The sequence below is a fragment of the Serinicoccus hydrothermalis genome, from assembly GCF_001685415.1.
Classification (GTDB): Bacteria; Actinomycetota; Actinomycetes; order Actinomycetales; family Dermatophilaceae; genus Ornithinicoccus; species Ornithinicoccus hydrothermalis.
Genome location: NZ_CP014989.1, coordinates 37,404 through 52,344, shown reverse-complemented (window position 1 = coordinate 52,344; position 14,941 = coordinate 37,404). Strand labels below are relative to the sequence as shown.

Annotated in this window: 15 protein-coding genes; 3 read left to right on the top strand and 12 right to left on the bottom strand. The window is 72.5% G+C overall.

Annotated features, from left to right (window positions below):
* Nucleotides 1-4: 4 nt before the first annotated feature.
* From SGUI_RS00225 to SGUI_RS00175, 11 genes are all read right to left on the bottom strand, one after another.
* On the bottom strand, nucleotides 5-652 hold the full coding sequence (locus SGUI_RS00225; protein ID WP_066634745.1) for a histidine phosphatase family protein: 648 nt from the start codon (nucleotides 650-652) through the stop codon (nucleotides 5-7).
* Between the two features lie 5 nt (nucleotides 653-657).
* Nucleotides 658-1,038 (bottom strand): ribosome silencing factor, encoded by a 381-nt coding sequence (rsfS, locus tag SGUI_RS00220; RefSeq protein WP_066634742.1) that lies wholly within the window; start codon nucleotides 1,036-1,038, stop codon nucleotides 658-660.
* A complete protein-coding gene (gene nadD, locus SGUI_RS00215) occupies nucleotides 1,035-1,607 on the bottom strand; it encodes a nicotinate-nucleotide adenylyltransferase (RefSeq protein WP_066642421.1) in 573 nt (190 codons plus the stop codon). The genes rsfS and nadD overlap by 4 nt, the downstream gene beginning before the upstream one ends.
* Nucleotides 1,608-1,621: 14 nt before the next feature.
* Nucleotides 1,622-1,837 (bottom strand): hypothetical protein, encoded by a 216-nt coding sequence (locus tag SGUI_RS00210; protein WP_157621677.1) that lies wholly within the window; start codon nucleotides 1,835-1,837, stop codon nucleotides 1,622-1,624.
* A gap of 37 nt (nucleotides 1,838-1,874) precedes the next feature.
* Nucleotides 1,875-3,158 (bottom strand): glutamate-5-semialdehyde dehydrogenase, encoded by a 1,284-nt coding sequence (locus tag SGUI_RS00205; RefSeq protein ID WP_066634737.1) that lies wholly within the window; start codon nucleotides 3,156-3,158, stop codon nucleotides 1,875-1,877.
* A 31-nt stretch (nucleotides 3,159-3,189) separates the two neighbouring features.
* Nucleotides 3,190-4,314 (bottom strand): glutamate 5-kinase, encoded by a 1,125-nt coding sequence (gene proB / locus SGUI_RS00200; RefSeq protein WP_066634735.1) that lies wholly within the window; start codon nucleotides 4,312-4,314, stop codon nucleotides 3,190-3,192.
* Nucleotides 4,315-4,472: 158 nt separating this feature from the next.
* Nucleotides 4,473-5,039, bottom strand: a complete 567-nt coding sequence (locus tag SGUI_RS00195) for a hypothetical protein (protein WP_066634733.1) — start codon at nucleotides 5,037-5,039, stop codon at nucleotides 4,473-4,475.
* A 36-nt stretch (nucleotides 5,040-5,075) separates the two neighbouring features.
* Nucleotides 5,076-6,581, bottom strand: coding sequence for a GTPase ObgE (gene obgE, locus SGUI_RS00190; RefSeq protein WP_066634731.1), 1,506 nt, complete (start codon nucleotides 6,579-6,581; stop codon nucleotides 5,076-5,078).
* 89 nt (nucleotides 6,582-6,670) lie between these two features.
* Nucleotides 6,671-6,937, bottom strand: a complete 267-nt coding sequence (rpmA, locus tag SGUI_RS00185; RefSeq protein ID WP_066634729.1) for a 50S ribosomal protein L27 — start codon at nucleotides 6,935-6,937, stop codon at nucleotides 6,671-6,673.
* A gap of 31 nt (nucleotides 6,938-6,968) precedes the next feature.
* Nucleotides 6,969-7,283, bottom strand: coding sequence for a 50S ribosomal protein L21 (gene rplU, locus SGUI_RS00180; RefSeq protein ID WP_066634727.1), 315 nt, complete (start codon nucleotides 7,281-7,283; stop codon nucleotides 6,969-6,971).
* Nucleotides 7,284-7,446: 163 nt separating this feature from the next.
* Nucleotides 7,447-10,221, bottom strand: coding sequence for an Rne/Rng family ribonuclease (locus SGUI_RS00175; protein ID WP_237141403.1), 2,775 nt, complete (start codon nucleotides 10,219-10,221; stop codon nucleotides 7,447-7,449).
* Between the two features lie 371 nt (nucleotides 10,222-10,592).
* Between SGUI_RS00175 and serC the strand changes: the two genes are divergently transcribed.
* The 3 genes from serC (at nucleotide 10,593) to SGUI_RS00160 (ending at nucleotide 13,844) form a co-directional block, all read left to right on the top strand.
* Nucleotides 10,593-11,678 (top strand): 3-phosphoserine/phosphohydroxythreonine transaminase, encoded by a 1,086-nt coding sequence (gene serC / locus SGUI_RS00170; protein ID WP_237141402.1) that lies wholly within the window; start codon nucleotides 10,593-10,595, stop codon nucleotides 11,676-11,678.
* 13 nt (nucleotides 11,679-11,691) lie between these two features.
* The gene (locus SGUI_RS00165; RefSeq protein WP_066634724.1) at nucleotides 11,692-12,882 is read left to right on the top strand and encodes a phosphoglycerate dehydrogenase; all 1,191 of its coding nucleotides are present in this window, start codon (nucleotides 11,692-11,694) and stop codon (nucleotides 12,880-12,882) included.
* Between the two features lie 356 nt (nucleotides 12,883-13,238).
* Entirely contained in the window at nucleotides 13,239-13,844 is a 606-nt protein-coding gene (locus SGUI_RS00160) for an MFS transporter (protein ID WP_066634723.1), read from the top strand.
* Here SGUI_RS00160 and SGUI_RS00155 read toward each other — a convergent pair.
* Complete coding sequence (locus SGUI_RS00155) at nucleotides 13,807-14,739, bottom strand: sugar-binding transcriptional regulator (protein WP_066634722.1); 933 nt, start codon at nucleotides 14,737-14,739, stop codon at nucleotides 13,807-13,809. The two genes, SGUI_RS00160 and SGUI_RS00155, sit on opposite strands and share 38 nt — an antisense overlap.
* Nucleotides 14,740-14,941 lie beyond the last annotated feature (202 nt).

The window sequence follows — 14,941 nt, the reverse complement described above, 5'->3', positions numbered from 1 at the left end:
TCGCTCAGGGCACGGGAGAGGCGATGGTGCCGATCTCTTCGGTGTCCGGGACGCCGACGTTCCAGGCCTCCAGGCGCCATCCGGTGCGGTGCTCCACGAGCTCGGCCCAGTGGCAGTTGCGCAGCCCGACCAGGGCCCGGGAGGCCTGCTGGAAGTCGAGGCCGACCACGGCGCAGACGAGGGCGCGCGTGGCGAGCCCGTGCGAGGCCAGGACGGCGACGCCGTCCTCGGGGAGGTCGTCGACGACGTCCTCGAAGGCCGCACGGGCGCGGGTGGCGACGTCCGCGACCCGCTCCCCCGTCTCACCGCGCACGACGTCCTCGCCGCGCTCCAGCGCCTGCTGCGCCTCGGGGTAGGCGGCGAGCACCTCGGCGTGGGTGAGCCCCTGCCAGCGGCCGACGTGGATCTCGCGCAGCCGCGGCTCCGGCTCGACGCTCAGCCCGGTCCGCGCGGCCAGGACGTCGGCCGTCTGCCTCGCCCGGGTGAGGTCGGAGGCCACGAGCCGGGTGGCGCCCCGCTCGGCGAGGGCGCACGCGGCGCGCTCGGCCTGGGCCCGGCCACGGTCCGAGAGCTCGGTGTCGAGCTGACCCTGGAAGATGCCCCCCGCGTTGTGCTCGGTCTCACCGTGCCGCCAGACGATGACCCGACGCATACCCCTCAGGACTCCGCCGCCGGGGACCCGGCCTCGGGCAGCAGGACCGGCGGGCAGTCCTTCCAGAGCCGCTCCAGCGCGTAGAACTCACGGTCCTCGGCGTGCATGACGTGCACGACGATGTCGCTGAAGTCGAGCAGGACCCAGCGGCCCTCGTGCTGCCCCTCGCGGCGCAGCGGCTTGGCGCCCAGCTGCAGCAGCCGCTCCTCCACGGCGTCGACGACAGCGCCGACCTGCCGCTCGTTGGGCGCCGAGGCGATGACGAAGACGTCGGTCAGGGCGAGCTGGCCGGAGACGTCGAGCCCGACGACGTCCTGCGCCAGCTTGTCCTGCGCCGCCGCGGCGGCGGCCCGGGCGAGCTCGATCGCGCGCTGGGTGGCCCTCACTCAGGGTCCTTCCGGTAGAGGTCGTACTTGCCGATGTACTGGACGACGCCGTCCGGCACGAGATACCAGACCGGGTCGCCGCCCGCGGTGCGCTCCCGGCACCCGGTGGAGCTGATCGCCATGGCCGGCACCTCGAGCAGGGTCACCTTGTCCTCGGGCAGCCCGGCGTCGGTGAGGACGTGCCCGGGCCGGGTCACGCCCACGAAGTGCGCGAGGTCCCAGAGCTCGTCCACGCCCTTCCAGGACAGGATCTGGGCGAGCGCGTCGGCGCCGGTGATGAAGAACAGCTCGTCCTCCGGCCGCTCCGCGTGCAGGTCCCGCAGCGTGTCGAGGGTGTATGTCGGTCCCTCCCGGTCGACGTCCACCCGGCTCACGGTGAAGGTGGGGTTGGACGCCGTCGCGATGACGGTCATGAGGTAGCGGTGCTCGGCATCGGTGACCTCGCTGGCGTCCTTGCGGTAGGGCTGACCGGTCGGCACGAAGACCACCTCGTCCAGCCCCAGCAGGTGCGCCGCCTCGCTCGCGGCCACGAGGTGGCCGTGGTGGATGGGGTCGAAGGTCCCACCCATCACCCCCAGGCGCATCAGTGCTGGCTTCGACCCACGTCGGGGTCGTGCGCTCCGTCCGCGACCCCGTGCGGGTCGAGGGCCAGGGTGTTGCGGAAGGTCCACAGGAAGGTCAGGAGCAGCACGAAGGCGAGGATCGCGAAGACGCCGAACATGATCGGCGGGAACGGGAGCTCGTTGACGATGTGGTGGCCGCCTTCCTCGGCGGCCGCGAAGAACAGCGCGGACGACATGACCGACACTCTACCTCCGTGCGCGGCCCGGTCGGTGTCAGCGCACCTGGCCGTCGCCCTCGACGACCCACTTGGTGGTCGTGAGCTCGGGCAGCGCCATCGGTCCGCGGGCGTGCAGCTTCTGGGTCGAGATCCCGATCTCGGCCCCGAAGCCGAACTCGCCGCCGTCGGTGAACCGCGTGGAGGCGTTGACGAGCACCGCTGCGGCGTCGATCTCGGTGGTGAACCTGCGGGCGGCGGCGCGGTCGTCGGTGACGATCGCCTCGGTGTGCCCGCTGCTGTGCTCCTGGATGTGCGCGAGCGCCGCGTCGAGGTCGTCGACGACCCGGGCGGAGATGTCCAGGGAGAGGAACTCGGTGTCGTCGTCCTCGTCCGTCACCGGCTGGTATGCCGCGCCGGCCGCCTCGGCATACCGCTGCATCTGCTCGTCGCCGTGCACGGTCACGCCCGCCGCCGCGAGCTCGCGCATGATCGGGGGCAGCACCCGCTGCGCCGCCTCCCGGTGCACGAGCAGCGACTCCGCGGCGTTGCAGACCGAGGTCCGGTGCGTCTTGGAGTTGGTGACGATCGCCGTCGCCATCTCGGTGCCCGCGCTCGCGTCGACGTAGACGTGGCAGTTGCCGACGCCGGTCTCGATGACCGGCACCGTGGACTCGGTCACCACGGTCTGGATGAGGCTCGCGCCGCCGCGCGGGATGACGAGGTCGACGAGGCCGCGGGCGGTCATGAGGGCGCGGGCCGCGTCGCGACCGCCCTCGGCGAGCAGGTTGATCGCGTCCGGGTTGATCCCCCGCTCCTCGAGGGCGTCGCGCAGGACCGAGACGAGCGCCGCGTTGGTGGAGGCGGCGGCGGAGCCACCGCGCAGGATGACGGCGTTGCCGCTCTTGAGCCCCAGCCCGGCGGCGTCGACGGTCACGTTGGGCCGCGCCTCGTAGATCATGCCGACCACGCCCATCGGCACCCGCACCTGGCGGATCTGCAGGCCGTTGGCCAGGGTGGAGCCGCGCACCACCTCCCCGACGGGGTCGGGCAGGCCCGCCACCTGGCGCAGGGCGTCGGCGACCGCGCGCACCCGGTCCTCGTCGAGGGCGAGCCGGTCCAGCAGGTTGCCGGGCAGGCCCTGGTCCTGGCCCCGCTGCAGGTCCTCCTCGTTGGCGGAGACGACCTGCTGCGCGCCCGCGTCGAGGGCGTCGGCAAGGGTGAGCAGCGCGGCGTCCTTCTCCGCGCGGGTGAGCAGCGCCAGCTCGCGGGCGGCGACGCGCGCGGCGCGCGCGACCTCGGCGACCTGCTCGGTGACGTCGGGGGCGATGGTGACGCTCATGGGCTGCTCCTGCGGTGGGGCTCGGGGGTGGTCAGAGGACGACGAGGTCGTCGCGCCGGACGACCGGGCGGGGGGCGGGTGCGCCGGAGCGCAGGGCCGAGTCACGCACCAGCCGGCGCCCGACGAGCGGGCCGAGCTCGTCCGCGTCGTAGCCGACGAGCCCGCGGGCCACGACGCTGCCGCGCTGGTCGCAGAGGTCGACCGTGTCACCCGCGCTGAAGCGGCCCTCGACCCGGGTGATCCCGACGGGCAGCAACGACGTGCGGCGCCGCACCACGGCCTCGACCGCACCGTCGTCCAGCACGACCCGGCCGGTGGCGCTGCTGGCGTGCGCGAGCCAGCGCCGACGTGCGGGGCTCTTGGTGCCGACCGGGGTGAAGAGGGTGCCCACGTCCTCGCCGAGCAGCGCCTGGTGCACCTGCTCGGCGTTGGTCAGCAGGACCGGTATGCCCTCGGCCACCGACATCTGCGCGGCGGCGACCTTGGTCTGCATACCTCCCGTGCCCACCGAGGACCCGGCCCGGGAGACGTCGACCTCGGCCAGCGCCCCGGCCCCCGCCACGAGCGGGATGCGCTCGGACCCGGGGCGGGCTGGATGGCCGGTGTAGAGCGCGTCGACGTCGGAGAGCAGGACCAGCGCGTCGGCGTCCACGAGGTGGGCGACGAGCGCGGCGAGCCGGTCGTTGTCCCCGAAGCGGATCTCGTCGGTGGCCACGGTGTCGTTCTCGTTGATGATCGGCACCACCTCCAGCTCGAGCAGCCGCTCGAGGGTGCGGGAGGCGTTGACGTAGTGGCTGCGCTTGTGCATGTCGTCGGCGGTGAGCAGGACCTGGCCCACCTGCACGCCGTGCATGGTGAAGGCGTTGGTGTAGGCGGCCATCAGTGCGCCCTGGCCCGCGCTCGCGGCCGCCTGCTGCGTCGCGAGGTCCTTGGGTCGGCGCTCCAGGCCGAGCGGCACCATGCCGGCGGCGATGGCACCGGAGGAGACGAGCACGACCTGGGTGCCGGACATCGCCTTCTTCGCCAACGAGGTCGCCAGCGCCTGCAGCCGGAAGCCGTCCAGCCCGCCCTCCGGGCCGGTCAGCGAGGAGGACCCGACCTTGACGACCATGCGGTGCGCGTCGCGGATGACGCTGCGGTCGACGGTCGAGCCCATGGGACGAATACTATTCCACCCCCACGCATACTCATGCATCCGCGGACGGCGGTGGCTCTACCGGATGAGCGGCCCCCGCGGCAGCTCGCCCGCGCCACGGCAGCTCGCCCGTCCCGCGGAAGCGCCTTGGCCCCACGCTTGACCGACGACCCCCACACCTACGTGGGCGGGGCGGGCAAGGAAGCGCGGGGCTCCGGGGTATGCGCGGGGCCGGCCGCCCGGGCGTGGTCCAGGTGCAGCTGGATGACCGGCTCGTCGTAGAACTGGTCGTCGGCGCCCTGCGGGCGCATACCCCCGTGGAGGTAGAGGTCGATCGTGTGACCGGGGGTCTCCCAGAAGGCGGTGAAGCGCCCGGTCCCCGGCTCGGTCACGTGCTCCTCGGTCGGGTCGCCGAAGCGCTCCGCGAGCAGGTCACGCAGCTCGCGGGCCGACCGCTCCGACTCCTCCCATGAGGTCCCGCGCCACAGAAACCAGAAGAGCCCGACGAGCTCGCCCTCGACGGTGTTCCAGCCGCAGCTCGGCCGACCCCAGACCCCGGGACCCGAGCCGGCCCACGCCTCCGACCCGCCGTCGCGGGACTCGCACTCGGCATCCTCCACGACCAGGCCGTGCTCGTCGAACCACGCGAGACGGTCGTCCTCGGTGGTGGGCCAGCGCGAACCCACCAGCTCCTCGATCAGGTCGCCGAGCTCGGAGGGAGTGGGCCTCACGTCGATGTCGGTCATCACGCCACCCTACGGACCGAGCGCGACGGGTGTGGGTCAGTCCTCGTCGGTCCACCAGCCGGCGCGGCGCTCGGCCTCGAGCTCCTCGCGGGCCTGCGTCTGGGCGTCCTTGCGGTCGTGAAAGGCCTCGCGCTTCTCCGCGCGGGTCGGCCGGGAGCGGTCCTCGAGGCGCGCGTCCGTACCGCGGCTGCCGAGCAGCTCGGCGCCGCCGGCCATCGTCGGCTCCCAGTCGAAGACGACCGCGTCGTCCGCGGGACCGATGAGCACCGTGGACCCCGCCACGGCACCGGCCTTGAGCAGCTCCTCCTCGACGCCGAGCCGGCCGAGCCGGTCGGCGAGGTAGCCGACCGCCTCGTCGTTGGCGAAGTCGGTCTGCCGCACCCACCGGGTGGGCCGCTCCCCCACGACCCGGAAGATCTCGCCGTCAGCGGTGTTCTCCCGCTGCACGGTGAAGCCCTGGTCGTCCATGGCCCGCGGCCGGATGACGACCCGCTGCGGCTCGACCTCGACCTGCTCCTCCCGGGCGCGCCGGACGTGCCCGGCGAGGGCGAAGGTCAGCTCCTTGAGCCCCTGGTGGGCGACGGCCGAGACGATGTGCACCTCGTAGCCGCGCTCCTCCAGGTCGGGCCGCACCATCTCGGCCAGCTCCCGGGCCTCGGGCACGTCGGCCTTGTTGAGCACGACGACCCGCACCCGCTCCGCCAGGGGTATGCCGCCCAGCTCGCCGTGCGGGACGTAGGCCGCCAGCTCCTCCTCGATGACCTCGAGGTCGGTCAGCGGGTCGCGTCCGGGCTCGAGCGTGGCGCAGTCCACGACGTGCGCCAGCACGTGGCAGCGCTCGACGTGGCGCAGGAACTGCAGCCCGAGCCCCTTGCCCTCGCTGGCCCCGGGGATGAGCCCCGGCACGTCGGCGATGGTGAAGCGCTCCCCTCCGGCCGTCACGACGCCGAGGTTGGGGATGAGGGTGGTGAAGGGGTAGTCCGCGATCTTCGGCCGCGCCGCGGACAGCACGCTGACCAGGGAGGACTTGCCGGCGGAGGGAAAGCCCACGAGCGCGACGTCGGCCAGGGTCTTGAGCTCGAGGACGACCTCGGCCTCCTCGCCGGGCTCCCCCAGCAGCGCGAAGCCGGGTGCCTTGCGCCGCGGGGAGGCGAGCGCCTTGTTGCCCAGCCCGCCACGACCGCCGCGGGCCGCGACGAGCTCGGCCCCGTCGCCGACGAGGTCGGCGAGCACCTCTCCCCCGCGGGTCGTCACGACCGTGCCCGAGGGCACCGGCAGCACGAGGTCCTCACCCTGGGCGCCGTTCTTCTCGTCGCCCTCGCCCGGCCGACCGTTCGGCGCCGTGCGGTGCGGCCCGTGGTGGTAGTCGATCAACGTCGTGATCTGCGGGTCCACCCGCAGCACGATGTCGCCACCGCGGCCACCGTTGCCGCCGTCCGGGCCACCGAGGGGCTTGAACTTCTCGCGGTGCACCGAGGCGACACCGTGACCGCCCTTGCCGGCGCGCAGGTGCAGCACGACACGGTCCACGAAGTTGGCCATGGGGTGATCCTCTCAGGTGGTGCAGACAGCGCGACGCCGGCGGAGCCCCAGGGCTCCACCGGCGTCGACGAGGTATGACGTGTCGCGCCTCAGGCGCCGACGGTCTCCTCGGTGACGATGTTGACCGTCTTGCGGCCGCGCTTGGCGCCGAACTCGACGACGCCGGGGACCAGGGCGAACAGCGTGTCGTCGCCGCCGCGGCCCACACCCTCACCGGGGTGGAAGTGGGTCCCGCGCTGCCGGACGATGATCTCGCCGGCGCCGACGACCTGGCCGCCGAAGCGCTTCACGCCGAGGCGCTGGGCGTTCGAGTCACGACCGTTGCGGGTCGAGGACGCACCCTTCTTGTGTGCCATCTGCTGACTCCTTCTCGGCTCGGTGCGACGCTCAGGCGTCGATCGCGGTGATCTTGACCTGGGTGAGCGGCTGGCGGTGGCCCTGACGCTTCTTGTACCCGGTCTTGTTCTTGTACTTCTGGATGACGATCTTGGGACCCTTGACCGCACCCAGGACCTCGGCGGTGACCGTGGCCTTGCCGAGCGCGTCGGCGTCGGTGGTCACGGTCTGGCCGTCGACGAGGAGGACGGGGGCGAGCTCGACGGTGTCGCCGGCCGTGGCGTCACCACCGACCTTGTCGATGGTCAGCACGTCGCCGACGGAGACCTTCTCCTGGCGGCCGCCAGCACGGACGATCGCGTACACGTTGAACTCGCTTTCTCACATCTGGTCGCGGTGGGCTCGGACGCGCACCGGAGGTTCACAGGACCCGGTCGAGCCGACACGGTATGTCGTCTGCGAGACCGGTCCGGCGCTCCAGCGCGAACCGACGTACAAGACTACCGTGCCGACCCTGCGGGCTCCAAACTCAGGAAGGGTCCTGCGAGGAGCCGTCGGCGGGCTGCTCCGCGTCGGCCGTCGGCTCCCCGGCGACCTCACCGGTGGGCGGGCCGGCGGGCGAGACCACGCGGCCCCGGCGGCGACGCTTGGGGCGCGGCTCGGGCTCGGGCTCGACCACGGGTTCCGGTGCCGGCGCGACGTCCTGCGCCGCGTCGGGCTCGGTCGCCGGCTCCGCCGTCTCGGGCTCGGTCGCCGGCTTCTCCGGCTCGGGCTCAGTGGCCGGTGCGGTGACCTGCTGCGGCTCGGCCTCGACGGTCGGGGCGACAGCCTCCTGCGGCACCGCGTCCTCGGCCACCTCGACAGCCGCGGCCTGGGCTGCGGCGTCGGCCGCCTCCGAGCTGGCCCCGGCCGTGAGGGCCGCGGCGTGGGCCGCCGCGGCGATCTGGGCCGGCGTCGGGCCGTTGGGGTTGGGCGTCGGCAGCACGTTCTTCGGCTCCGCGGCACCAGCGCTCTTGCCGCGCCCCTTGCCACGGCGCTTGCTGCCTCCGCCGCCGTTGTTGCCGTTGCTGCCGCCGTCGTCGCCGCCGGAGCGGACGACGGGCTCGGACTGCACGATGACCCCGCGACCGGAGCAGTGCGTGCAGCTCTCGGAGAAGACCTCGATGAGCCCGGAGCCGACCCGCTTGCGGGTCATCTGGACCAGGCCCAGCGAGGTGACCTCGGCCACCTGGTGCTTGGTCCGGTCCCGGCCGAGGCACTCCAGGAGCCGTCGTACGACGAGGTCCCGGTTGCTCTCCAGGACCATGTCGATGAAGTCGACGACGATGATGCCGCCGATGTCCCGCAGGCGCAGCTGCCGGACGATCTCCTCGGCGGCCTCGATGTTGTTCTTGGTGACCGTCTCCTCGAGGTTGCCGCCGGAGCCGGTGAACTTGCCGGTGTTGACGTCGACCACGGTCATCGCCTCGGTGCGGTCGATGACGAGCGAGCCGCCCGAGGGCAGCCAGACCTTGCGGTCCATCGCCTTGGCGATGGCCTCGTGCACGCGGTGGGTGGTGAAGACGTCGGTGGTGCCGGTGTACTTCTCCACCCGCTCGGCGAGGTCGGGCGCGACGTCGTCGATGTAGCGCTTGACCTCCCCCCAGGCCTTGTCACCGGAGACCACCAGCTTGGCGAAGTCCTCGTTGAAGACGTCGCGGATGACCCGGACGGTCATGTCCGGCTCCCCGTGCAGCAGGGCCGGGGCGTTGGCGGTCTTCGACTTCGCCTCGATCTTCTCCCACATCGCGGTGAGCCGCTCGACGTCGGCCCGCAGCTCGGCCTCGGAGGCGCCCTCCGCCGCGGTCCGCACGATGACGCCCGCGTCGCCCGGCACGACCTCCTTGAGGATCTTCTTCAGCCGGGCGCGCTCGGTGTCGGGCAGCTTGCGCGAGATGCCGGTCATCGAGTTGCCGGGCACGTAGACCAGGTACCGGCCGGGGAGGGAGACCTGGGAGGTCAGCCGGGCACCCTTGTGACCGATGGGGTCCTTGGTCACCTGGACCAGGACCGACTCGCCGGACTTGAGGGCGTTCTCGATCCGCTTGGGCTGGTTGCCCTCCAGGCCGGCGGCGTCCCAGTTGACCTCACCGGCATACAGGACCGCGTTGCGCCCCTTGCCGATGTCGACGAAGGCCGCCTCCATGCTGGGCAGGACGTTCTGCACCCGACCGAGGTAGACGTTGCCCACCATCGTGGACTGCGCGGAGCGCGAGACGTAGTGCTCGACCGGGACGCCGTCCTCCAGCACCGCGATCTGGGTGCGGTCCTCGAGCCCGCGCACGACCATGACCCGCTCCACGCTCTCGCGCCGGGCCAGGAACTCCGCCTCGGTGATGACCGTGCGGCGCCGTCCGGCCTCACGGCCCTCTCGGCGACGCTGGCGCTTGGCCTCCAGCCGGGTCGACCCCTTGACCGAGGTGACCTCGTCCTTGGCCGCCGGCCGCTCGCTCCCGCTGCGGGAGCGACGCCGGCGACGCTTGGTGCTGCCGCCCCCGTCGCCGTCGTTGCCACCGTCGGAGGACGAGGAGTCGGCCGAGCCGTCGGCGCCGTCCTTCTTCCCGGAGTCCTTCCCTGGGCCCTCCTTCTGGCCGCCCTTGCCGGAGCCGTCACCGGAGTCACCGCCGCCACGACGACGACGGCCACCGCCCGAGCCCTTCGACGACGAACGGTCCTGGTCGCCGCCCTCGTCGCCGGCCTTCTCGTCGGCAGTGTCGGTCTGGTTCGCGCCCCCATCCTGACCGCCGTCCTGGTCCTCGGAGCGGCCACGCCGGCCCTTGCCGCCGCGGCGTCGGCGGCGGCGGCCGCGTCCGCCCTGCTCGTCGTCGCCACCGTCGTCGTCGGACGGTCCGGTCCCGGAGTCGTCCTGCTCCTGCGCCGCAGCGCTCGGCGTGTCCGCCGCGGGTGCGGGCGTCGGGGCGGTCGACGCGGAGGTGGCCCGCCGGGAGCGCCGCTTGGGCAGGTCCGTGAGGTCGGGCGCCTGGAAGACCAGGCCGAATGAGGGCATACCCGCACCCTCCGGCTGCTGGTCCTGCGCGTCGTCCTCGGTGTCGTCCGGGGAGGCGGGGGTCTCCGCGGCCGGCTCGTCCGTCTCCGGAGCCGCAACCTCCGCCGTCTCCGGGGCGGCCGTCTGCTCGTCCGTCTCCGACGCAGGGGCCTGCGTGCTCTCCGGCGCGGCCACCTCGGTCGCCTCGGCCGCGTCAGCGGCGGGGTTCGTGTCCGTCTCCACCTCGTCGGTGGCTTCGCGGGTGCTCTCGTCAGACACGCCGTGTCCTTCCAGGCCACGCGGTGCCAGTCCACACGTCGGGGCCGACCAGCGGCCCCACTGCCCGCGCGGCGCGGGTGCGGTGTCGTCGCGACCGGTCGGCCACGACGGAAGTCTTCCGTGTCACCAGGAGGGCGGCTCGCGTACCCGCGCGGCACCGGCTCCGGCGCGGTGCGGGCCGTCCGGCCTCGATTCCGAGCACCGTGGGTCTCGCGTGCGGACCTGCTTCTAGTCGCACCGCGAGGGACTCGCACCGGGTCTCACGAGGGTGTGGGTCCTCGCTCGACCGCTATGCAGTATCGCACACGGGTGGCCCCTCCTCGCGGCGCTCGGGCCGACGCGGGGCACGGCGCCGCCTGACGGTACGGTAGGTGCCCGTGCGAGTCTTCAACTTCTCTGCCGGCCCAGCCACCATGCCGCTCGAGGTCCTCGAGCGCGCCCAGTCCGAGCTGACCGACTGGCGCGGCTCCGGGATGTCCGTCATGGAGATGTCCCACCGCAGCCCCGAGTTCGTGTCCATCGCGGCCGAGGCCGAGCAGCGCCTCCGCTCGCTGCTCTCGGTGCCGGACGACCACGCCGTCCTCTTCCTGCAGGGCGGAGCCACCGGGCAGTTCTCCGGCGTCCCGCTCAACCTCGCCGCACCCGGCCAGCCCGCGGCATACCTCAACACCGGGTCCTGGTCGAAGAAGGCGATCAGCGAGGGCGAGAAGTATGCCGACGTCCGGGTCGTCGCGGACGAGAAGGCGTCGAACTACGCCTCGGTCCCCGACGAGGGCTCCTTCGAGGTCCCCGGCGACGCGGCCTACCTGCACTACACGCTGAACGAGACGATCGGCGGGGTCGAGTTCCCCTACGTCCCGGACGCCGGGGACGTCCCGCTCGTCACCGACGCCAGCTCGACGATCCTGTCGCGGCCGCTCGACGTGTCCCGCTTCGGCGTGATCTACGCGGGGGCGCAGAAGAACCTGGGTCCGGCCGGGCTCGTGGTGGTCATCGTGCGCCGCGACCTGCTGGACCGCGCCCGGGCCGACGTGCCCTCCGCGCTGGACTGGAAGGCGATGGACGCGGCCGACTCGATGCTCAACACCCCGCCCACGCTGGCGTGGTACCTCGTCGGCCTCGTGCTGGAGTGGGTCGAGCAGCAGGGCGGCGTCGAGGAGATGGGCCGACGCAACAAGGCGAAGGCCGACCTGCTCTACGGCGCGATCGAGCGTTCCGACTTCTACTCCAACCCGGTGCAGGAGCGGGCCCGCTCCTGGATGAACGTGCCCTTCCTCGTACCCGACCCTGCGCTGGAGAAGCCCTTCGTGGCGGCGGCCGCCGAGGCGGGCCTGTCCGGGCTGTCCGGGCACCGCAGCGTGGGCGGGATGCGCGCCAGCATCTACAACGCCATGCCGATCGAGGGCGTCCAGGCCCTCGTCGACTTCATGACCGACTTCGAGCAGCAGAACGGCTGAGAGCACCACTCCCATGACGCAGACCTACCCGATCCAGACCCTCAACGCGATCTCCCCCGTCGGCCTGCAGCGGCTCGACCGGGACGTCTTCGACCTCGGCACCGACATCGCCGAGCCGCGGGGCATCCTGCTGCGCTCTGCGGACCTGCACTCGGCCCCGATCCCCGACTCGCTGTATGCCGTCGCCCGCGCCGGGGCGGGCACCAACAACATCCCGGTGGACGACCTGGGGGCGCGCGGCATACCGGTCTTCAACACGCCGGGCGCCAACGCCAACGCGGTCAAGGAGCTGGTCATCGCCGGCATGCTGCTGGCGGCCCGCAACCTCTACCACGCGGCTGACTACACCCGCGGGCTCGTCGCCGACCAGGCGCTCTCCGGCGGCGACCTGGACAAGCAGGTCGAGGCGGGCAAGAAGCAGTTCGCGGGCTACGAGCTCCCCGGCAAGACCCTCGGGGTCATCGGGCTCGGAGCGATCGGCGTGCTCGTCGCCAACGCGGCGCAGTCCCTCGGGCTCAAGGTCCTCGGCTACGACCCGGCCATCACGGTCGAGCGCGCCTGGCAGCTCTCCCCCAACGTGGAGCAGGTGACCAGCGTCGAGGAGCTCTTCGCCCGGAGCAACATGATCACGCTGCACGTGCCGCTCATCGAGGCGACCAAGGGCCTCGTGGACGCCGACCGGATCGCCTCGATGGCGCCCGGCGGGGTCGTGCTCAACTTCGCCCGTGGCGGCGTCGTGGACGAGCAGGCGGTCATCGAGGCGCTCGACTCGGGGCACCTGCACGCCTACGTCAACGACTTCCCCTCCGAGGCCGGCTCGGTGCACCCGAAGGTCATCGCCCTCCCGCACCTCGGCGCGTCCACGGGCGAGGCCGAGGACAATTGCGCGGTCATGGCGGCCGACCAGCTCTCGGACTACCTGCTCAACGGCAACATCCGCAACTCGGTCAACTTCCCCGAGGTCGTCATGGCCCGCACGCCGGGCACGACGCGCCTGGGGATCTTCAACGAGAACAAGCCCAACATGATCGGCCAGATCACCGCCGCCCTCGCGGAGGCCGGGCTCAACGTCGCGGAGTTCACCAACAAGTCCAAGGGCGAGGTCGCCTACACGCTCGTCGACGTCGAGGGCGAGGTGCAGGACGAGCTCAAGGACTCGATCCTCGCGATCGACGGTGTCATCCGGGCGCGCAAGATCGGCTGAGGCGACCCACCTCCCCTTCCCCGGGGAGGATCGGTGCAGCCGCACCCATCCTCACCGCGCGACCCCCCTTCCCCGGGGAGGATCGGTGCAGCCGCAGGCATACCCGCCGCGGAAACGCCCTACCCCGGGGAGGATCGGTGCACCCGCACCCATCCTCACCGTGCTGCCCCGGCCCGTTCGGTCGGGACGGGACTAGGCTGGTCCGCATGAGTCGAGCGTCCTTCCCCACCGGCGAGGGTTGAGCCTCGTTCACCCGGCTGGCGATCGCCTACCGTGCCACGCACGAGGCGATCCCGCTCTTCGGCGTCTACGCGCTGCTCTTCGCCGACCGGGGGCTGAGCACCACCCAGATCTCGGTGCTGCTCGCCGTCTGGTCGCTGAGCGCCTTCGTCCTGGAGATCCCCTCCGGCGCGTGGGCCGACCTCCTGGACCGGCGGAGGCTGCTCGTCGCCTCCGGCCTCGTCTACGTCGCCGCCTTCGCGACCTGGATGCTGTGGCCGAGCTTCTGGGGCTTCCTGCTCGGCTTCGTCCTGTGGTCCTGCTCGGACGCCATGCACTCGGGCACCTGGGAGGCCTACCTCTTCGAGCAGCTGTCGGCGCGGGGTGAGGCCGCCCGGTATGCCCTCGTCAAGGCCCGCGCGGAGAGCGTCGCCCTAGTGGTCATGGCCGGCGCGATCGCGGCGGCCGCGCCGCTGCACCGGCTGGGCGGCTACGCCCTGGTCGGCGGGGTCAGCCTGGCGGTCGCCGCGGTCCACGTCGGCGTGACCCTGCGGCTGCCGGCGCCGGCCCGCAGGGCCATACCCACCCCGCCGGGAGCGGAGCCGCACCCGACCTCGCCCCGCGCCGTCGACCCGCTGGAATCGTCGCCATGGCGAACATCTGCACGGTCGAAATCGGGCAGGCAGGTCGCGCCGGATGTCGGCCTCAGGCCAGGAGTGCCTGGGCCGTGTCCTGGGTCGTGACGAGGCCGTTGACGAGGTCGCCCGTCATGGCGGCGCGCAGCGCCTCGACCTTGCCCTGGCCGTAGGACACGGCGATGACCGTGTCGATGGCCCGCAGCTGGTCCGGCGACAGCGCGATCAGCCGGTCCGACAGGCAGGTGCTCACCAACCTGCCCCGGCCGTCGAAGCAGGCCCCGACCGACTCGCCCACGACGCCGACCTCGCGGACCCGCTCCCGGCACTCCGCGTCGACCGCGTCGTGGATCGTCGACTGTCCGGCCTCCCACGCACCCACGCCGACCATCGCGACCGTCACCTGGTCCGCCGCGGCGAGGGTGTCCCGCACCGCGGGGTCGCGCCGCACCGCCTGCGCCGCCGCGGCGTCCGGCATGACGAGCGGCGCGAAGAAGACCTGCCGACCCCCTCCGGCGATCCGGCCCGCGCGACGCACCAGGTCGACGGCGCTGGAGTCCTCCCGGACGCCGGCCAGCGCGCCGCTGAGCTGCACGATGGGCACCTGCGGCAGCGTCTCGAGCGCATCGACCATGTCGTAGACCGACCGGCTCCACGGCAGGCCGAGGACGTCACCGGGCTGCAACGTCCGACCGAGCAGCCGCGCGGCGGCCCGGCCCACCTCGGACCGAACCTCGGGGGCGGAGGAGGGCATGGGGACGACGCTGCAGCACCGCAGGTCGAAGGCCTGCTCCAGGTCGCGCGCCAGGCCCCCGTCGGCGACGGGCTCGACGATCTCGATCCGCACGACCCCCGCCTCGTGCGCCAGGTCCAGCAGCCGGGCGACCTTGAACCGGCTGATCCCGAGCGCCTCGGCGATCTCCGTCTTGGCCTGGTTCTGCTCGTAGTGCCGCCGTGCCACGGCCACCGCCAGGACGAGGTCCTGCTCGTCTCGCACCGGCACCCGTACCTCCCTGAGTCGGCCACGACCTGTGGCTCCTGAGCCCGCCCATTGTCGCGGCTCCGAGCGTCGACGTCCATGTCCTTGACAACCGGGTCGCCGACGGTTTCACTGAGCATACTCATATGTGCGCAACCGTGCGCTCTGATGAGCATCCAGAAAGCGGAGGCTCGGTTTTGCCCAGACACACCAGGACGGCGAGATC